19 protein-coding genes and 1 tRNA gene are annotated in these 17,873 nt (G+C 71.0%); 15 read left to right on the plus strand and 5 right to left on the minus strand.

Annotation, left to right across the window (positions count from 1 at the left end):
• Positions 1-5: 5 nt before the first annotated feature.
• Entirely contained in the window at positions 6-2,045 is a 2,040-nt protein-coding gene (gene ligD, locus AC3A3J_RS07660) for a non-homologous end-joining DNA ligase (RefSeq protein ID WP_487671705.1), read from the minus strand.
• A 58-nt stretch (positions 2,046-2,103) separates the two neighbouring features.
• Between ligD and ku the strand changes: the two genes are divergently transcribed.
• Positions 2,104-3,075 carry a non-homologous end joining protein Ku gene (gene ku / locus AC3A3J_RS07665; RefSeq protein ID WP_487671706.1) on the plus strand — a complete coding sequence of 324 codons (972 nt, stop codon included), beginning with the start codon at positions 2,104-2,106 and terminating at the stop codon, positions 3,073-3,075.
• 70 nt (positions 3,076-3,145) lie between these two features.
• Here ku and AC3A3J_RS07670 read toward each other — a convergent pair whose 3' ends face one another.
• A complete protein-coding gene (locus AC3A3J_RS07670) occupies positions 3,146-3,916 on the minus strand; it encodes a DedA family protein (RefSeq protein ID WP_487671707.1) in 771 nt (256 codons plus the stop codon).
• 64 nt (positions 3,917-3,980) lie between these two features.
• A tRNA-Leu gene (locus tag AC3A3J_RS07675) sits at positions 3,981-4,062 on the minus strand.
• A gap of 144 nt (positions 4,063-4,206) precedes the next feature.
• Between AC3A3J_RS07675 and AC3A3J_RS07680 the strand changes: the two genes are divergently transcribed.
• The 8 genes from AC3A3J_RS07680 (at position 4,207) to AC3A3J_RS07715 (ending at position 9,184) form a co-directional block, all read left to right on the plus strand.
• Entirely contained in the window at positions 4,207-5,346 is a 1,140-nt protein-coding gene (locus tag AC3A3J_RS07680) for a TadA family conjugal transfer-associated ATPase (RefSeq protein WP_487671708.1), read from the plus strand.
• Positions 5,343-6,200, plus strand: a complete 858-nt coding sequence (locus AC3A3J_RS07685) for a type II secretion system F family protein (protein ID WP_487671709.1) — start codon at positions 5,343-5,345, stop codon at positions 6,198-6,200. The genes AC3A3J_RS07680 and AC3A3J_RS07685 overlap by 4 nt, the downstream gene beginning before the upstream one ends.
• Positions 6,197-7,132, plus strand: a complete 936-nt coding sequence (locus AC3A3J_RS07690; RefSeq protein ID WP_487671710.1) for a type II secretion system F family protein — start codon at positions 6,197-6,199, stop codon at positions 7,130-7,132. The genes AC3A3J_RS07685 and AC3A3J_RS07690 overlap by 4 nt, the downstream gene beginning before the upstream one ends.
• 22 nt (positions 7,133-7,154) lie before the next feature.
• Positions 7,155-7,352, plus strand: coding sequence for a hypothetical protein (locus AC3A3J_RS07695; RefSeq protein WP_487671711.1), 198 nt, complete (start codon positions 7,155-7,157; stop codon positions 7,350-7,352).
• 50 nt (positions 7,353-7,402) lie between these two features.
• Positions 7,403-7,750: a TadE/TadG family type IV pilus assembly protein gene (locus AC3A3J_RS07700; RefSeq protein ID WP_487671712.1), complete on the plus strand. Its 348-nt coding sequence runs from the start codon at positions 7,403-7,405 to the stop codon at positions 7,748-7,750.
• Entirely contained in the window at positions 7,740-8,171 is a 432-nt protein-coding gene (locus tag AC3A3J_RS07705) for a TadE family protein (protein WP_487671713.1), read from the plus strand. Before AC3A3J_RS07700 ends, AC3A3J_RS07705 begins: the two co-directional genes overlap by 11 nt.
• A 68-nt stretch (positions 8,172-8,239) precedes the next feature.
• Positions 8,240-8,623 carry a hypothetical protein gene (locus AC3A3J_RS07710; RefSeq protein ID WP_487671714.1) on the plus strand — a complete coding sequence of 128 codons (384 nt, stop codon included), beginning with the start codon at positions 8,240-8,242 and terminating at the stop codon, positions 8,621-8,623.
• Positions 8,624-8,665: 42 nt separating this feature from the next.
• Positions 8,666-9,184 carry a DUF2716 domain-containing protein gene (locus AC3A3J_RS07715; protein WP_487671715.1) on the plus strand — a complete coding sequence of 173 codons (519 nt, stop codon included), beginning with the start codon at positions 8,666-8,668 and terminating at the stop codon, positions 9,182-9,184.
• Between the two features lie 27 nt (positions 9,185-9,211).
• Here the strand turns inward: AC3A3J_RS07715 and AC3A3J_RS07720 are convergent, their stop codons facing one another.
• Together AC3A3J_RS07720 and AC3A3J_RS07725 are read right to left on the minus strand one after the other, a co-directional pair.
• Entirely contained in the window at positions 9,212-9,952 is a 741-nt protein-coding gene (locus AC3A3J_RS07720) for an SDR family NAD(P)-dependent oxidoreductase (protein WP_487671716.1), read from the minus strand.
• Positions 9,949-10,668 carry a FadR/GntR family transcriptional regulator gene (locus AC3A3J_RS07725; protein WP_487671717.1) on the minus strand — a complete coding sequence of 240 codons (720 nt, stop codon included), beginning with the start codon at positions 10,666-10,668 and terminating at the stop codon, positions 9,949-9,951. The genes AC3A3J_RS07720 and AC3A3J_RS07725 overlap by 4 nt, the downstream gene beginning before the upstream one ends.
• Before the next feature lie 144 nt (positions 10,669-10,812).
• Here AC3A3J_RS07725 and AC3A3J_RS07730 point away from each other — a divergent pair, with 144 nt between their 5' ends.
• The 6 genes from AC3A3J_RS07730 to AC3A3J_RS07755 all read left to right on the plus strand — a co-directional run bounded on the left by AC3A3J_RS07730 (position 10,813) and on the right by AC3A3J_RS07755 (position 17,850).
• On the plus strand, positions 10,813-11,886 hold the full coding sequence (locus AC3A3J_RS07730) for a sugar ABC transporter substrate-binding protein (protein WP_487671718.1): 1,074 nt from the start codon (positions 10,813-10,815) through the stop codon (positions 11,884-11,886).
• 70 nt (positions 11,887-11,956) lie between these two features.
• Positions 11,957-13,060, plus strand: a complete 1,104-nt coding sequence (locus AC3A3J_RS07735) for an ABC transporter permease (RefSeq protein WP_487671719.1) — start codon at positions 11,957-11,959, stop codon at positions 13,058-13,060.
• Positions 13,057-14,628, plus strand: a complete 1,572-nt coding sequence (locus AC3A3J_RS07740) for a sugar ABC transporter ATP-binding protein (RefSeq protein ID WP_487671720.1) — start codon at positions 13,057-13,059, stop codon at positions 14,626-14,628. Before AC3A3J_RS07735 ends, AC3A3J_RS07740 begins: the two co-directional genes overlap by 4 nt.
• 1 nt (position 14,629) lies before the next feature.
• Complete coding sequence (locus AC3A3J_RS07745) at positions 14,630-15,676, plus strand: ABC transporter permease (RefSeq protein ID WP_487671721.1); 1,047 nt, start codon at positions 14,630-14,632, stop codon at positions 15,674-15,676.
• On the plus strand, positions 15,673-17,010 hold the full coding sequence (locus AC3A3J_RS07750; protein WP_487671722.1) for a four-carbon acid sugar kinase family protein: 1,338 nt from the start codon (positions 15,673-15,675) through the stop codon (positions 17,008-17,010). The genes AC3A3J_RS07745 and AC3A3J_RS07750 overlap by 4 nt, the downstream gene beginning before the upstream one ends.
• A 9-nt stretch (positions 17,011-17,019) precedes the next feature.
• A complete protein-coding gene (locus tag AC3A3J_RS07755; protein WP_487671723.1) occupies positions 17,020-17,850 on the plus strand; it encodes a phosphogluconate dehydrogenase C-terminal domain-containing protein in 831 nt (276 codons plus the stop codon).
• Positions 17,851-17,873: the final 23 nt, after the last annotated feature.

Below are 17,873 nucleotides of genomic sequence, written 5' to 3' on the forward strand. Positions count from 1 at the left end.
GCGTGTCAGCTCTCCCGCACGACGTCGGCGGGACTCTTTTCGGGGCGCAGACCGCGCCAGCGCGCGTGGCGCAGCACGCCGTCGGGCGTCCAGTTCGCGAACTCGACCTCGCCGACGAGGTCGGGAGACACCCACAGCGCGTCGGAGGCGTCGGGGCCCGGCACGCCCGCGAGGGGAGCGCGGTCGATGCGCAGGGGTTCGAGGCGGGCGAGCAGGTCGGCGAGGATGCGGTCGGTGAATCCCGACCCGACGCGACCGATGTACTGCAGGTCTCCGCCGGGTTCGTCGCGCACCGCGAGCAGGAGCGACCCGAGCGTCCGCTCGCGGTCGCCCTTGCCCGGACGGATGCCGACGATCACCGCCTCCTGCGTGCGGGTGTGCTTGAGCTTCAGCCAGGCCGGTGAACGCACACCGGGGCGGTAGCGCGACGACGCGTCCTTCACCATGACGCCCTCGAGACCGAACTGTGCGCTCGCCGCGAGGGCGGCGTCGAGGTCGTCGAACACCGGCGGCACCTGAACGGGTGCGTCGAGGTCGTGCACGAGCTCGTCGAGCAGGGCGCGGCGGTCGCGCAAGGGCAGGCCGGTGAGGTCGTGGCCGTCGAGGCGTAGCAGGTCGAAGATCAGGTACACGATGGGGGTGCGCACGACCTCGCGTTCGATCTCGCGCGGCCGGGTCAGGTGCATGCGGTTCTGCAGCAGCGCGAAGCTCGGGCGCCCCTGCCGGTCGAACGCGACGATCTCGCCGTCGACCACGGCGTCCGCGGCGGGCAGGAAGGGCGCGCCGTCGGCGGTGAGCTCGGGGTATCGGCCGGTGATGTCGGTGCCGCGGCGGGCGTGCAGGCGCATTCGTCCCTCGGCCCAGGTGCCGAGGGCGCGGATGCCGTCCCACTTCACCTCGACCCACGGAGGGGCGCCGAGCCGCCGGGCCAGCGCGGGCGTGCCGTTCTCGGCGAGCATCGGCTCGATGCTCGGAAGCGTGGCATGCGGGTCGGGGCGGGCGGTGGCGGCGGCGCGGATGCGCTCGCGGGTGCGGGAGCGCGGGGTGGCGGTGGGTGCATCCTCCACCCGCGTCGAGGGCGCGGCAGCCGCGGGAGGGTCATCGGTGGGCGGGGGTGCCTGCTCCGACGCGTGCGCCGCCGGCTGGGCGTCATCCTGTGCGGGCGTCACCGTCGCCATCGGGTCGATGCCGGCGGCGGCGCGCGCCAATACCTCCTCGAAGTCGAGCTGGCGCAGATCGGGGTCGTCGAGCTCGTCCCACGTGCGGGGCGCGGCCACCCAGGGATGCGCGCGCCCGCGCAGCGAGTACGGCGAGATGGTGGTCTTCTTGCCGTTGTTCTGGCTCCAATCGAGGAACACCCGGCCGCCGCGCACGGCTTTCGACATGGTGGCGGTCGCGAGGTCGGGATGCTCGTTCTCGATCATCCGCGCGATCTGTTTGACCACCGCCGAGATCTCGGCGCTCGTCTGCGCCCCGGGGAGGGCGGCGTAGAGGTGGATGCCCTTGCTGCCGCTGGTGACCGGCATCGGGTCGAGGCCCATACCGGTGAGGATGCCGCGCGCGAGCCGGGCGATCATGGCGCACTGCTCCAGTTCGACGCCGGGGCCCGGGTCGAGGTCGAGCACGAGACGGTCCGGGTTGCCCGGCAGCCCGTCGGTCGTGAAGCGCCACTGCGGTACGTGCAGCTCGATCGCGGCGACCTGCGCCAGCCACACGAGCGTCGGCACGTCGTCGACCAGCGGGTACTGCTTGGGTCCGTCGGAGTGCTCGATCGCCTGCCGGGGGATCCACTCGGGGGCGCCGGGCTCGAGCTGCTTCGTGAAGAACGCCTCGGCGGGAGCATCCGCCGTGCCGACGCCGTCGACCCAGCGCTTGCGGGTCACCGGACGTCCGGCGAGCTGGGGCAGCAGCTGCGGGGCGATGGCCGAGTAGTAGGCGATGATCTCGCCCTTCGTGGTGCCCGTCTCGGGGTACACGACCTTGTCGAGGTTGGTCACGCGCAGCCGACGGCCCTCCACCTGCACGATCTGACCGTCTGCGACCATACGGCCAGCGTAGTCAAGGGACTGGCCGCGGCTCGGGCGGCTGGTGTTCACTGAGGTCATGAGAACCATCTGGAAGGGCGCGCTGACCTTCGGCCTCGTGAACGTTCCCGTGAAGGTGTACTCCGCCACGGAGGACCACGACGTGCCGCTGCACCAGGTGCACGACAAGGACGGCGGGCGCATCCGCTACCAGCGCACGTGCGAGATCTGCGGCGAGACCGTCGCGTACTCCGACATCGACCGCGCGTACGTCGACGACGGACACACGGTGGTGCTCACCAAAGACGACCTCGCCGCGCTGCCGTCGGAGAAGAGCCGTGAGATCGACGTGGTCGAGTTCGTGCCGACCGAGCAGGTCGACCTGCTCACGCTCGACAAGCCCTACTACCTGGAGCCCGACTCGAAGTCGCCCAAGGCCTACGTGCTGCTGCGCAAGACGCTGGAGCAGAGCGACCGCACCGCGATCGTGCGCTTCACGCTGCGGCAGAAGACCCGTCTCGCCGCCCTGCGCGTGCGCGGCGACGTGCTCGTGCTGCAGACGCTGCTGTGGGCCGACGAGGTGCGCGAGGTCGACTTCCCGGCGCTGCACGAGGACGTGCGCATCTCGCAGAAGGAACTGGAGCTGTCGGAGGCGCTCGTCGAGAGCTACTCGAGCGACTTCGACCCCGACGAGTTCGTCGACGAGTACCAGAAAGAGCTGCGCACGCTCATTGACGCGAAGATCGAGGCGGGCGAGGGATTCGACGTCTCCGACACGTTCGACGATGCCGAGGGCGAGAAGAGCGGCGAGGTCATCGACCTCATGGAGGCGCTGCGCGCGAGCGTCGCGAAGACCAAGGAGCAGCGGGCCGCGGCGAAGAGCGGGGCCGGCGAGGGGTCGGGGTCCGCGTCGAAGTCCGGGTCCGCGTCGAAGTCCGGGTCTTCCTCCAAGTCGGGATCCGATGCGAAGTCGGGTGCGAAGTCCGGTTCCGCCTCGTCCGGGTCGAAGGCCGCCGCGAAGAAGTCCGCGCCGAAGAAGAAGGCCAGCTGACGACGACGGGCGGATGCCGTGGGCCTCTGCCCCGGCATCCGCCCGTCTGTCGTGCTCCCGACGGGGAGCGTCAGTGCTTTCCGTCGCCGTCGAGGTCGGGGGCGCGGTCGAAGACCTCGCGGTCGAGCGTGAGCTCGCGCGCCTCCTCGGCATCGGTCTCGCCGTCGCCGACCGCGGCCTCCTTCTTGGCCTTGTAGCGCTCGCGGAGGTAGTGCCACAGCGTGACGAGGGCCGTGCCGCCGACGGCGGCGAGCAGGATGAGATCGATGTAGCGCTCGACGAAGTCGGCCACGGGCGGGATGAACCCGATCGCGTAGCCGAACATCGTGAGGCCGAAGCCCCACAGCACGGCGCCGATGAGGTTGTACAGCGTGTACTTGCGCCACGGCATGTGACCGACGCCCGCGGCGACGGGGGCGAACGTGCGCACGATCGGCACGAAGCGGGCGAGGATGACCGTGATGCCGCCGAAGCGCTCGAAGAATGCATTCGTGCGCTCGACGTTCTTGCGGCTGAACAGGCCGGATTCCTTGCGTTCGAATACGGCGGGCCCGCCCTTGTGTCCGATCACGTAGCCGACCTCGCCGCCGACGAACGCCGACAGGCCGATCAGCAGTGCGACGAACCAGACGTTGATGCCGAACACGCCGTGCTCGGACCCGGCGATCGGGTGCGACAGCAGGCCGGCGATGACGAGCAGGGTGTCGCCCGGCAGCAGGAAGCCGACGAGCAGGCCGGTCTCGGCGAACACGATGAAGCACACCACCAGGAGCGCCCACGGGCCCGCGGCGCCGATGATCGTGGCGGGGTCGAGCCAGGGGAGGAGTGCGGCGTGATGCATGGGTGTCCCGTCGAGTGTTGCGGTGCGGCGGTCGTGCAGACGACCGCGGACAGCGGCCGATCGGTGCGGAAGGTGGGACTTGAACCCACACGCCCTGGGGCACAGGAACCTAAATCCTGCGTGTCTGCCAATTCCACCACTCCCGCGCGCGCCCAGTCTACCGAGCCGGCGTCGCTTCTCACCGGGAATCCGCCGCGTGAAGAGCGTGCGCGGAGCCGTTTCGAGGGCGATCCGCACGCGCTGTGGATAACTCCCGAGGCCGGAGCGCGATTCTTGCGAGGATTCCTCGCGTGCATTCCCCTTCCTTCACCGTGGCCGACCGCGTTCGGATGCGTCTGCGCCGTGACGGCACCGATCCGCGTACCGACCCCGACGCGGCGCAGCGGGCGGCGGAGGAAGAGGTGCGGCGGCACAACGATCTCGCGCTCGCCCGCGGGGGCGCGCTGATCGACGACGAGGCGCGGTCGGTGCGTGAGGTGCTCTCGGTCGTCCACGGCTACGGCGTGCTGCAACCCCTTCTCGACGACCGGGGCATCGAGGAGATCTGGATCAACGGCGACGGTCGAGTGCACGTCGCCCGAGGCGGGGTGGGGGAGCGCATCGACCTGCGTCTCGAAGGCCCGGCGATCCGCGACCTGGTCGAGCGGATGCTGCAGGCGACGGGGCGTCGGGTCGACATCGGTCAGCCATTCGTCGACGCGTCGCTGCCCGACGGTTCCCGGCTGCACGTCGCGATCGCCGACGTGGTGCGCGGGGGGTGGGCGGTGAACATCCGCAAGTTCCTCCCCGGCCACCGTACGCTCGACGAGCTGGTCGCGCAGGGCGCGCTCCCCGCCGACGTGGCGGGAATGCTGCGGGCCGCGATGAGAGACGGGCGCACGGTGATCGTGTCGGGGGCGACGCATGCGGGCAAGACGACGATGCTCGGTGCCTTGCTGGGCGCGTGCGCGAATGTGCAGCGCATCGTGACGGTGGAGGAGACATTCGAGCTCGCGGTCGACGGTCCCGATATCGTCGCGCTGCAGGGGCGCCAGGCGGGCCTGGAGGGAACGGGTGAGATCACCCTGCGGCGACTCGTCAAGGAGGCGTTGCGTATGCGACCGGAGCGTCTGGTCGTCGGCGAGGTGCGCGACGCGGAGGCGCTCGACCTGGTGCTCGCCCTGAACACCGGGGTGCCCGGCGCCGGGACTGTGCACGCCAACTCGGCGGCCGACGCTCTCGAGAAGCTCGGCCTGCTCCCGCTCCTCGCCGGACGCAACATCGATCGGTCGTTTCTTCTGCCCGTCCTGGCCACGGCTGTCGACCTCGTCGTGCACTGCGTGCGGGAGCCGAGCGGTGCGCGACGAGTGGCCGAGGTGATCGCTCCGACGGGCGAGGTTCGCGATGACCGCCTCGTGACCGAGACGCTGTTCGCCGGGGCCGGCCTATGAGGCTGCTGCTGGGCGCCCTGCTCGCGGCCGGACTGCTCCTGTGCGTGTCGCCGTGGCTGTGGCCTCGACGCCCGAAGGTCGAATCCGAGCGGCCCGCCGGGCGCATGGCGCGACTGCTCCGCGAGGCCGGAGCGGCGGCGGTCACACCTCGGGCGCTGCTGACCGTGATGGCGGCGGCGGGCGCGACCGCCGCAGCGCTGGCCTGGCTGCTCTCGGGACTGACCGTGCTCGCGGTCCTGGCGGGGATGGCGGCGGCGACAGCGCCGATCGCTGTGCTCCGTGGGCGTCGATCGCGGCTGCGGCGCATGCGCCGTCAGCTCTGGCCCGACGTCTGCGATCTGCTGATCGCCTCGCTGCGGGTGGGACTGTCGCTCCCCGATGCCGTGGCGGCGCTCGAACAGTCCGCGCCGGTGGTGCTCCGCCCGGCCTTCGAGGTGTTCTCGCGCGACCTCGTCGCGACCGGTCGGTTCGACGAGGCGCTCGACAGGCTCAAGGAGTCGCTCGCGGATCCGATCGCCGACCGCATCATCGAGACGCTGCGGATGGCGCGGCAGGTCGGAGGCACCGAACTGACGGCCGTGCTGCGGGCGCTCGGTGCGTCGGTCCGCGCCGACGCCGCCGTCCGCGGCGAGGTCGAGGCGCGGCAGTCGTGGATCCGCGGTGCCGCCGTCCTCGGGGCGGTCGCCCCGTGGGTCATCCTGGGGCTGCTGGTCCTCCGGCCGGAAGGGGCGGAGGCCTACGGCACCCCGGAGGGCGTGCTCGTGATCGTGATCGGAGCGGCCGTGTCGGTCACCGCCTTCCGCATCATGACGCGCATCGGCCGTCTACCCGAGCCGCGGCGGTGGTTCGGATGAGCGGGGGTACGGCGCTCGCGACGGCTCTGCTCGCCGGAGGTGCGTTCGCCGCCGGCATCCTGTGCCTCCTCTCCCTGCTGCCCGCGTGGCGCGCGGCGCCGCTCGCCGTGCGCATCGCGCCATACGTGCGCGACGTGGTGCCGGACGCTGCGCTCCCCGGTGGGGTGCGACCCATCCTCGGGCTCCTCCCGAGCGGGCGGCCGCTGCGTGAGCAGGTCATCGCTCTCGCGGATCGGATGCTGGGCGGGAGCGTGATGCTCGGACGCAGGTTGGCGCAGGCCGGACTCGACACGTCCGCGACGGTGTTCCGCTCCCGACAGCTCGCGTGGCTCGTCGGTGGCCTGATCGCGGGCGCCTGCGTGGTCATCGTGCTGGCGCTGACCGGGCGCATGTCGCCGCCGGTCGTGGTGCTCCCCGCGCTGACGGCGCTCGGCGCGGCTGTCGCGTGCGACATGCAGCTCACGGCTCGGGTTCGTGCGCGTCGTTCGCGCCTCGCCGACGAACTGCCCACGACGCTCGAGTTCCTCGCGCTCTGCCTCTCGGCGGGGGAGGGCTTCCCCGACGCGCTCCGACGCGTCGCCGCCATCGGATCGGGCGAGCTCACCGCCGAGCTGCGCCGCGCGGTGATCGCCGCGGGAACCGGGTCGCCGCTCGTCGAGGCGTTGACCGAGATGGCGTCGCGGCTGCAGTTGCCCGCGCTGTCGCGGGCCGTCGATCAGATCGTGGCGGCGTTGGAGCGCGGGGCGCCCCTGGCCGCCGTGCTCCAGGCCCAGGCCGGCGATGCGCGAGAGGAAGCGAAGCGCCTGCTCATCGAGCAGGCGGGCCGCAAGGAAATCCTCATGCTGCTGCCGCTGGTGTTCCTCATCCTGCCGCTGTCCGTGCTCTTCGCAATCTTCCCCGGTCTGTTCATCCTGAGACTCGGCATCGGCTGAGCTCCCGCAGAGAAGGAAATCCATGACGACGATTCGACGATCCTGGTCCGCCACCCGTGCCTGGGCCCGCGACCTGCGCGCCGACGAGCGAGGGGACGTGCCCGGCTGGGTGCTCGTGACCCTCATGACCGCGGGACTCGTGGTCATCATCTGGGCCGTTGCCGGTCCCGCCCTGACGTCGTTGTTCGAGCAGGCCATCCAGCGGGTCTCGGGGCTGTGATCCCACGGTCTCACAGACTCGGTGACGAGGGGTCGAGTCCGGTCGAGTTCGTGCTCGTCGGATCGCTCCTCACGCTGCTGACCCTCGCCGTGCTGCAGCTCGCGCTCGCCGTGTACGTGCGGAACGTGGTGCACGACGCGGCGGTGGAGGGGGCCTACCACGCGGCTCTCGCCGACACCGACCTCGATGCGGGCGTCGACCGCACGCGAGAGGTCATCACCCGTGCGATCGGCGCGGCCTACGCCGAGGACATCGCCATCGGAGTGGCCGATGTCGGCGACGCGGAGCGGATCGATGTGCGGGTGCGCACCTCCCTCCCGGTCGTCGGGCTCATCGGGGTCGCGGGTGTGCTGGAGGTGACCGCGCATGCGCCGAGCGAGAGCCTGGGTGACGGATGACACGGGGTCGGCCGCGCTGGAGTTCATCACGGTGGGGGTCATCCTGCTCGTACCGCTCGCCTACCTCGTGATCGTGCTGGGTGCGCTGCAGACGCAGTCCTTCGGGGTGGAGGCCGCCGCCCGGCACACCGCGCGAGCGATCGCGCTCGCGGACGGCCCGGAGTCCGCTCGGGAGATCGCCGAACCCGTGCTGGCGAACGTGGTGGCCGAGTACGGGCTCGACCCGGAATCGCTCGCGATATCGATCGATTGCGCTCCCGCAGCGGGTGACTGCCCGGAACCCGGGGCGATCGTCACCGTGACGGTGCACGCCACCGCACGGCTGCCTTTCGTTCCGCCCGTGCTCGGACTCGACAGGGCGACGGCCATCCCCGTCGAGGCGTCATCGGTGCAGAGGATCGGCGCGAAGGGAGCGGGATGACCGGTTGCGGGCCGCGAGGCCACCAGTGGGGCGGTGCACGCGTACACCGGCCAGGCGACGAGGGCAGCGTGCTCGTGCTGACGCTCGGGTACGTGCTGCTCGCGCTCGCCGTGGTGCTCGTCTGCGTCTGCGCCACCGACCTGCACCTCGCCCAGAAACGTCTCGATGCGCTCGCCGCCTCCGCCGCTGCCGCGGCTGCCGACGGGTACACCCTCGAACCGACGGCGGATGGGGTGAGGGCGGTCGTGACGGATGATGGCGTGCGCGAGCAGGCGGCGCTGATCCTGGCTGCGCTCCCCGGTGACGCGCGGCTCGTCTCCGCGGAAGCACCCGACGGGGTCTCCGCCCGGGTGACCCTGTCGGCCACCTGGCATCCGCCCCTCATCGCCCCGTTCGTCCCCGACGGCGTCGAGCTGCGCGCCGTCGGCACGGGGCGCACCGCGTTGCAGTGAGGCGGTTCAGCAGAGAAGCCCGACCACGGATATGCTGCCGCGATGATCGGCGTCTGGAATCGACTTTCCGAGGAAGAGAATCGCGACGCTTGGGACCGGTTCTACGACCGCTTCGATTTCGTAGCCACGGGTGGGCGGCCCGAGCGAGCCATTCGAGAGCCCTCACCGTCGATCACCTTCGGGCTCGGCCCGGTGTGGGATGCGGAACACCCGGACCGGTCGGATGCGGCGATCGAGGCGGTAGAGGACAGTGCCAGGCGCGCGTTCCTCGCTGTCCTGGGCACGGACGTCGAGCTGCTCGTCCTCGATTGGCAGCATCCGGGGTTCCGTGTCAGGCCTGCGCAGACCGTCCCGTCCGATCAACGCTCCGATGGATGGTGGACTCATCCGACCGTCGTTCCGGACGGTGACTACTACATCTACGCGTCTGCCGATCTGTCGGAGGGGACGTTCGGGCATCCCTGGGAGCAGTCGTTGTGCGTTTTCGGACGGGGAATGACTCGTACGCTCGGCAGCGAGTTACGTACCTGGTTGCCGGTGATCCGCGAACGGACCGAGTGAGCGCGGTCTGCAGAGGGTGGAGCAGCGTCAGAGCGTCGTCATGCCGCCGTCGACGACGAACACCGAGCCGGTCGCGTAGCGCGACTCGTCGCCGGCGAGGTAGACCATGATGCCCTCGACGTCGGCGACCGAACCGGCACGACGCATCGGGATGCGGGAGAGGATGGCCGTGCGGGCCGCCTCGTCTTCGACGATGCCCGACACGAGCGGCGTGAGGATGTGGCCGGGAACGACCACGTTCACGCGTATGCCCGCATCGGCATAGTCGGCCGCGGCGGTGCGCGCGAGGCCGTGCACGCCGGCCTTCGAGGCACTGTAGGCCGCGAAACCGGCGCCCTCGCCGTTGAGCGCGGTGGGGCTGCCGGTCACGATGATCGACCCGCCGTCGGGAGTCATGGCGCGCACGGCGTACTTCAGCGTCAGGAACGTGCCCGTCACGTTCACGTCCTGCGTGCGGCGCCACACGTCGAGGTCGAGGTCGCCGACCCGGGCATCCGATCCGATCAGCTGCACGCCGGCATTGGCGACCACCACGTCGAGTGGCCCGGCCTCGGCGAACGCGGCAGCGACAGACGCCTCGTCGGAGATGTCGACGCCGAGGGCGTGCGCCGCGCCGTCGACCTCCGCGGCGGCCTCGCGCGCGCCGGCCAGGTCGCGGTCGGCGAAGAACACCGTCGCGCCTTCGCGCACGAAGCGCTGGGCCGTGGCTCGGCCGATGCCCGAGGCGGCGCCGGTCACGAGTGCGGTGCGTCCCTGCAGTGCGGTCATGAGGCATCCGTTCCGTCGACGGGTTCGTAGTACTGGCGCGAGTCGTCGAGGTGACCGCCCATCGCCTCGCGGGCGCGGCGCGGGTCGCGGGCGCGGAGGGCTTCGAGCACGGCACCGTGCTGCGCGAGGGTGCGCTCGCGGCGTCCGTCGAGTTCGAGGCTGTGCTCACGGATGGGCATCATCACCGCGTTCAACGATTCGAGCAGTGCGACGTACAGGGCGTTGTGGGTGGCGAGCGCGATGCGGCGGTGGAACTCGGCGTCGTCAGCGGCGGCCTCGACCGCGGTCGCGGCATCGGCCATCGCGTCGAGGCTCGCCTGGATCTCGTCGAGGTCGGCGTCGCTCGCCTTCTCGCACGCGAGCTCGACGAGCCGCAGCTCGAGCGTGCCACGCACCTCGCTGATCTCGGCCGGTCCGAGCAGCTGCTGCGACTGCGCGCCGCTCAGGTACAGCTGCAGGCTCTCCGACACGCGCGACGAGCTGACGTGCGCGACGCGGGCTCCGCGCCCCGACCGCACCTCGACCACGCCCTTGGCCTCCAGGCCCCGCACGGCCTCGCGGATCACCGTGCGCGAGACGCCGAACTGATCGGAAAGCTCGCGCTCCGACGGCAGCCAGTCGCCGGGGGAGAAGCGCCCGGAGGCGATCGTCGCGAGCATGCTCTCGGTCACCCGAGACGCCAGCGACGGCTCGCGCTGCAACTGAGTGAACTCCATCGGTCCTCCTGTGTATCCGCGGATGCGCGCCTCCATCATCGCAGGTGGCGGGTCTCGCCGACCGTGTTGTGTGTCGGCATGCGGCCTGGCTATAGTGTGGCATACCAGAGACCAAGTGCGTCTCTGACGAGTCAAGGAGGCCTCGTGTCGCGCACACGCACCCTCGCTGCGGGCATCGCCGTCGCAGCGTTCACCGCACTGGCACTGTCCGGCTGCGCCACCACCGGTGGCGGCGGAGGCGGAGATGCCGCATCGTCCGAGAACGCCGCGATCGACGTGGGCGTCTCGCTGGAGGGCAAGACGATCTGCTTCGGGTTCTCGGGCAGCGAGACCGAGTTCTGGGCGGCCGGCATCGCCGCCATCTCCGACTCGCTCGAGGCCGCGGATGCCCGCGTGATCGAGCACAACTCGAACGAAGACCCCAACAAGCAGCTCGAGCAGATGAACGACTGCATCACCCAGGGTGTCGACGGCATCATCATCATCCCCGAGGACGGGTCGAGCGCCGACACGATCATCGCCGAGGCGAACAAGGCCGACATCCCGATCGGCGTGTTCAACCGCCCGCCGGCATCCGAGGACGGAGCGGCCATCGTGGCCGTCGCCGACAACCGCGGCGTCTCGTCCGCCACCATGGAGCACATGGTCACGCAGGCCGAGGCGCTGGGCCTCGACCGCAAGATCCGCTCGGTGATCATGGTCGGCAACCTCAGCGACCAGAACGCGCTCGAGCGCCGCAACGGCTTCTACGACGTCGTCGACGCGCACCCCGACCTGTTCGAGGAGCCGATCGAGGTGCAGACCAACTGGGATGCCGCGACCGGCCAGGCGAACCTCGAGGCGGCCATGCAGGCGAATCCCGAGATCGACCTGCTCTTCACCTCGTCGGACTTCCTGTACCCGCAGATCCGTTCCGTGCTCGAGCCGATGGGCCTGTGGAAGGCCTCCGGTGAGGAGGGCCACGTGATCATGGGCGGCATCGACGGCGACAACCGCGCGTGCACGCTGCTCAAGGACGGCTTCGTCGACGCGACCGGCGTGCAGGACCTCTTCACCGAGGCCGAGCAGCTGCTCACCGCTCTCGCCGGGGCGATCGACGAGGGCGAGACCGACCCCGACGAGCTGCTGCTCGACCCCGGCTTCGCCCTCACCCAGGACAACGTCGGCGAGAAGGAGAAGGACACCTGGGGCTGCGTCATCACGCCCCCGAACTCCTGATCGCCCCCGGTGCGGCGCGCCCACGGCGCGCCGCACCCCGCCCCTGCCCGTCACCCGTCGGAGGAACCACGTGTCCACCACTCAGAAGACCGCCCCACCCGTCGCGGCACCCGAAGGCGCCCGCCGTGGCGACGGGCTGCGCCGCTTCCTCGCCGGTGAGGGCTTCGTCCTCGCCCTGATCGTCGTCTACGTCGTCGCCGTCTCGCCGTTCGCCAACGGTCTGCTCAGCGAACGCAACGCCGTGAACGTGCTCTCGAACCTGTGGCCGCTCGCGATCATCGTCATCGGCCAGTCGTTCGTGCTCATCCTCGGCGGCATCGACCTCTCGCAGACCGCCGTCATCAGCGTCGCGAACACCTTCGGCGCCCTGTTCATCGCGCAGGCGTTCACCCCGACGCTCTTCTCCGACACCGTCTTCTGGGGCAGCGTGATCGGCGAGGACGGGGGAGTGCTCTCGGATGCGGGTCTCGGCGGCGTCGTGCTCGCCATCGCCCTCACGGTCGCGGCCGGATGCCTCATCGGTCTGCTGAACGGCTGGGCGGTCGCAGTGCTGAAGATGCCGCCGTTCATGGTGACCCTCGGCACGATGCTGCTGTTCGGCGCGGTGGCGATCTGGATGACCCGCAGCGAGAACGTCACCGGGCTCCCCGAGGAGTACGTGGCGATCGGCAGCACGCAGGGCGGGGGCCTGTCGTCGTTCCTCACGCTGTCGATGGTGATCGCCGTCGTCGTCGCGATCGGCGCGCACTACGTTCTCTCGCGCACCACCTACGGCGCCTGGCTGTACGCCGCGGGCACGAACCGCCGCACGGCGATCGTCTCCGGCGTGCCGCACACCCGCATGGTCGTGTCGGCGTACGTCATCAGCGCCGGCCTGGCGGCCCTGGGCAGCGTGCTCTACTCCTCGCGCCTGGGCGCCGGTCGCCCGACGCTCGGCGACGACATGCTGCTCGACGTCATCGGCGCCGCGATCATCGGCGGCATCTCGCTGTTCGGCGGCAAGGGCAGCGTGCTCGGCGCCTTCCTCGGGGCGCTGTTCTTCGTGATCCTCAGCAACAGCCTCAACCTCATGAACCTGCCGTTCCACGTGGTCTGGGTCGTGAAGGGCCTCGTCATCGTGGCCGCCGCCCTGCTCGACGTGGGGCGCAACCGTCTGATCGGAGGCCGACGATGACCTCGTCTCCCCGCCTGGAGCTGCACGGCATCTCGCACAGCTTCTTCGGCATGCCCGTGAACCGCGACATCTCGCTGCGCGTCGAACCCGGCGAGGTGCTCGGGCTCGTCGGCGAGAACGGCGCCGGCAAGTCGACGCTGATGAACATCGTCGGCGGCGTGCTCGTGCCCGACGAGGGGCGGATGCTCGTCGACGGCGAGCCTTACGCGCCGAAGTCGACCGGCGAGGCGCGGGCCCGCGGGATCGCCCACGTGCACCAGGAGCTGAACCTGTTCTCGCAGCTCTCGGTCATGGACAACGTCTTCCTGACCGCCTACCCGCGGCGCTGGGGCGTGTTCACCGATCGACGGAAGGCGCGTCGCGCCACGGCCGACGCCCTCGCCCAGCTCGAGCTGCCGTTCTCGCCGTCGACGATCGTCGAGCAGCTGAGCCCCGGCCACCGGCAGATGCTCGAGATCGTCAAGGGCACCCTCGGCGGTCCCGGCCTCATCATCCTCGACGAGCCGACGACATCTCTCACCAGCCGCGAGACGCAGCTGCTGTTCGGGCTCATCGAGCGGCTCACCGCCCAGGGCACCTCCTTCATCTACGTCTCGCACATCCTCGACGACGTGAAGCGGCTCTCCGACCGCATCGCGGTGATGCGCGACGGCGCACTGATCGACGTGCGGGCGGAGGCCGATCTGCCGGTGCGCGAGCTCATCACGCTCATGGTCGGGCGTCCCCTCGACAGCCTCTACCCGGAGCGCGCGGGTCACACGCCGGTGGACCCCGGCGCCCCGCCCGCTCTTCGGCTCGACGACGTCTCGGCGACCGGCCTGGTCGACGATGCATCGCTCACCGTCGAACGCGGCGAGGTCGTCGGCGTGTTCGGTCTGATGGGGGCGGGACGCACCGAGCTGGCGCGCGTGATCGCCGGACTCGACACCGCCGACAGCGGACGCATCGAGGTGGCCGGCACCGACGTGACGCGGCTGTCGCCGCGCGCCCGCATCGCGGCCGGCCTGGCCTTCGTCACCGAGGACCGCCGGGGCGAGGGGCTGCTGATGGAGTTCCCCGTCGTCACCAATGCGGCGCTGCCCTCGCTCGCCCGATGGAGCGGGGGAGTGCTGGCGCCCCTGCGCCGCCGCGCCCTCCGCTCGCGCGTGCAGGCGGTGACGGATGCTCTGCGCCTCAAGTCGGCCGACCTCACCCGCTCGCCCGTGCAAGCGCTCTCGGGCGGGAATCAGCAGAAGGTCGTGCTGGCGAAGTGGCTGCTCACGGAACCCGACCTGCTCATCCTCGACGAGCCGACGCGCGGCGTCGACGTCGGCGCCCAGTACGAGGTCTACCGCACGGCGCTGGAGCGCGCCGACGCGGGCACCGGCATCCTCGTCATCTCGTCGGAGCTGCCGGAGCTGCTCGGCATCGCCGACCGCATCGTCGTCATGCGCCTCGGGCGCATCGTCGCCGAATTCCCCCGGGCGCAGTTCGACGCCCGCATCATCCTCGGCGCCGCGTTCGGCGAGCGACCGGACGAGGTCGCCGCGGGCGAGGCGGCATCCATCCAGATCCAGGGAGGCGTCTGACATGTCGCGCATCAAGGACCTCGCACTGCAGAACGTGCCGGTCATCCTGCTGGTCGTCGTGTTCCTGGCGTTCGCCGCCGTGGACCCGCGCTTCCTGTCGGGCGACACCATCACCCTCATCCTGCGGCAATCCGCGTACGTCGGCATCCTCGCCGTCGGCATGACCCTGGTGCTGATGACCGCGGGCATCGACCTCGCCGTCGGCTCGCTGCTGTACCTGACGGCGGTCGTCGTCGGTCAGATCGTGCACACGATCGCCATGCCGATCTTCGTGGTGCCGCTGCTCGCCGTGCTCGTCGGCGCCCTGTTCGGGGCGTTCAACGGGTTCGCGGTCTCGGTGCTGAAGATCATCCCGTTCATCGTCACGCTCGCCATGCTCACCGCGTTCCGCGGACTGGGCTACGGCGTCTCCGACTCGCGCGAGGTCAACTACCCCGACGCGATCACCGCGCTCGGGGCCCAGTCGGTGCTCGGCATCCCGCTTCCCATCGTCGTGTTCGCGCTCGTGGTGCTGCTCGCCCACGTCACGGTCACGCGCACGCCCTTCGGCCGGCAGCTGCTGGCGACGGGCGAGGACAAGCAGGCGGCGGCGCGCGCGGGCGTGAAGGTCGGACGCATCCAGTTCACCGTCTACGTCATCTCCGGCGCGCTGGTGGGACTCGCGAGCTTCGTCGCCGTCATCCAGCAGTTCTCCGGAACCGTCACCCCCGCCGCCGGCAAGGGCATCGAATTCGACGCCATTGCTGCCGCGGTGCTCGGGGGCACGAGCCTGTTCGGCGGACGCGGCTCGGTGTTCCCCGGCACCGTGGTCGGCACGCTGCTCATCCAGCTGGTGAACACCGGCCTCGGGTTCGTGCGGGTCGACCTGTACCTCACGCAGATGGTGCAGGCCGGGATCATCCTGCTCGCGGTGCTCATCGACAGCATCCGCACCGGTCGGCTCGAGAAGCTGCGCCGCACGGTGATCACGAGTGGACGGCAGGAAGCGGATGCCGACCCCGACCCCGCGCGCACGCCGGCACCCGGCGCCGGGGAGCCCGTGCGATGACGACGCCCCTGCTCTCGTTCTACGGCGACGACTTCACCGGCTCCACCGACGTGATGGAGGCGCTCACCACCGCGGGCGTCGACACCGTGCTGTTCCTCGAACCGCCGACCGCCGACGACCTCGCACGCTTCCCCGGCGTGCAGGCCGTCGGGGTCGCCGGGATCGCCCGCACCATGACGCCCGCGCAGATGGATGCCGAGCTGCCGCCGATCCTCGCCTCGCTGCGCGCCACCGGTGCGCCGCTCTTCCACTACAAGATCTGCTCGACGTTCGACTCGTCGCCGACCATCGGCAGCATCGGCCGCGGGCTCGACATCGCCCGGCGCACCTTCGATGCGGGCCTCGTGCCGATGGTCGTCGGGGCACCCGCGCTGCGCCGCTACCAGGTGTTCGGGAACCTCTTCGCGACCGTCGACGGGGTGACCCATCGCCTCGACCGGCACCCCACGATGACCCGGCATCCGATCACGCCCATGCACGAGGCCGACCTCATCGCGCATCTCGCTCACCAGACCGACGCCTCGGTCGCGCTCGTCGACCGCCTCGCGCTCGCCGCGGGTGCAGACGCGGTGGACGCCCGGATGACGGATGCAGCGGCGCAGGGCGCCGACGCCGTGCTGTTCGACGTGCTCGACGTGAGCGATCTCGTGCAGATCGGTCGGGCGCTCGACGGCCTGGTACAGGCGGCGGACCGCACGGTCGTCGCCGTCGGATCGAGCGGGGTCGAGTACGCGCTCGCCGCGTTCTGGGCCGCGCGGCGCGGCGGCGGCCCCGGCCCGACCTTCCGGCCCCGGCACGGGGACCGTGCGCAGACCCTGGCGGTCAGCGGGAGTCGCGCCCCGGCCAGCGACGCCCAGGTCGCCGACGCCCTCAGGCGCGGGTTCCTCGGCGTGCCGGTCGATCCGGTCGCCCTCACCGCGGGCGACGAGGGCGTCGACGTTCTCGTCGCCGCCGCCCGCCGCGCGCTCGACAGCGGGCAGGACGTGCTGCTGCACACCCCGCCGCGCGACGGACGCCCCGTCGACTCGCATCGCCTCGGTCTCGCCCTCGGCGCGGCCACCCGCCGCATCGTCGCGGAGCAGAGCGTGCGGCGCGTGGTCGTGGCCGGCGGCGACACCTCCGGACTCGTGGCGCGGGCCCTCGGCATCCGCGCGCTGCAGATGATCGCCGAGGTGGCGCCCGGCGCGCCCCTGTGCCGCGCCACCGCCGACGACCCCGCGGTCGACGGACTCGAGATCGCCCTCAAGGGCGGACAGGTCGGTCGCCCCGACTACTTCACCACGGTCGCCTCGCTCGACGGCGCCGCTTCTCCCACCCCCACACCCAACCAGTAAGGAACGACAATGACCTCGATCGCGATCATCGGCGCCGGCGGCAAGATGGGCTTCCGCACCAGCGCGAACCTGCAGGAGACCGACTACGACGTCGCCCACGTCGAGCCCGGCGAGGCGGGGCGCGAGCGCCTCGCGACCCTCGGCATCGAGGCGGCCGAGGTCGCCGACGCCGTCCCGGGGGCCGACGTCGTGATCCTCACGGTTCCCGACAACCGCATCGGACGCGTCTCGAAGGAGATCGTGCCGCAGATGAAGGCAGGGGCCACCCTCGTCGTCCTCGACGCCGCGGCCCCGTACGCCGGTGAGATCGCGCTGCGCGAAGACATCAGCGCCGTCGCCTGCCACCCCTGCCACCCGCCGGTGTTCAGCGACGAGGTCGAGACGGCGGCGCAGCAGGACTACTTCGGCGGCGTGGCCGCCAAGCAGGACGTGGTGATCGCGGTGATCAGCGGCACCGACGCCGACTACGACCGCGCCGAGCCCGTCGTGCGCGCGATGTTCGCCCCCGTGCGCGACGCGTACCGCATCACCGTCGACAACATGGTGCTGCTCGAGCCCGTGCTCGCCGAGACGACCGCGGCCACCTGCGTCACGATCATCCGCGAGGCCACCGACGAGGCGATCGCGCGCGGCGTGCCCGCCGACGCCGCGTTCGCGTTCATCCTCGGGCACCTGCGGGTGGAGCTGGCGATCCTGTTCGACCAGATCGGCTCGCCGTTCTCGGACGGAGCGATCAAGGCCATCGAGCAGGCGCGCGACATCCTGTTCCGCCCGGACTGGAAGCGCGTGTTCGACGAGGAGAACATCCGCGCCTCCGTCGCCGACATCGTCGCCGAGTAACGGGAACGGGCAGGATCGGATGC

It is taken from the genome of Microbacterium sp. Soil_N32, assembly GCF_057655505.1.

Excerpts from the sequence above, each read along its gene's own strand:
- AC3A3J_RS07720 (WP_487671716.1), bottom strand. The coding sequence starts at position 9,952 with ATGACCGCACTGCAGGGACGCACCGCACTCGTGACCGGCGCCGCCTCG.
- ku (WP_487671706.1), top strand. The coding sequence starts at position 2,104 with ATGAGAACCATCTGGAAGGGCGCGCTGACCTTCGGCCTCGTGAACGTT.
- AC3A3J_RS07715 (WP_487671715.1), top strand. The coding sequence starts at position 8,666 with ATGATCGGCGTCTGGAATCGACTTTCCGAGGAAGAGAATCGCGACGCT.
- AC3A3J_RS07685 (WP_487671709.1), top strand. The coding sequence starts at position 5,343 with ATGAGGCTGCTGCTGGGCGCCCTGCTCGCGGCCGGACTGCTCCTGTGC.
- AC3A3J_RS07725 (WP_487671717.1), bottom strand. The coding sequence starts at position 10,668 with ATGGAGTTCACTCAGTTGCAGCGCGAGCCGTCGCTGGCGTCTCGGGTG.
- AC3A3J_RS07750 (WP_487671722.1), top strand. The coding sequence starts at position 15,673 with ATGACGACGCCCCTGCTCTCGTTCTACGGCGACGACTTCACCGGCTCC.
- AC3A3J_RS07695 (WP_487671711.1), top strand. The coding sequence starts at position 7,155 with ATGACGACGATTCGACGATCCTGGTCCGCCACCCGTGCCTGGGCCCGC.
- AC3A3J_RS07755 (WP_487671723.1), top strand. The coding sequence starts at position 17,020 with ATGACCTCGATCGCGATCATCGGCGCCGGCGGCAAGATGGGCTTCCGC.
- AC3A3J_RS07690 (WP_487671710.1), top strand. The coding sequence starts at position 6,197 with ATGAGCGGGGGTACGGCGCTCGCGACGGCTCTGCTCGCCGGAGGTGCG.
- AC3A3J_RS07670 (WP_487671707.1), bottom strand. The coding sequence starts at position 3,916 with ATGCATCACGCCGCACTCCTCCCCTGGCTCGACCCCGCCACGATCATC.
- AC3A3J_RS07740 (WP_487671720.1), top strand. The coding sequence starts at position 13,057 with ATGACCTCGTCTCCCCGCCTGGAGCTGCACGGCATCTCGCACAGCTTC.
- ligD (WP_487671705.1), bottom strand. The coding sequence starts at position 2,045 with ATGGTCGCAGACGGTCAGATCGTGCAGGTGGAGGGCCGTCGGCTGCGC.
- AC3A3J_RS07745 (WP_487671721.1), top strand. The coding sequence starts at position 14,630 with ATGTCGCGCATCAAGGACCTCGCACTGCAGAACGTGCCGGTCATCCTG.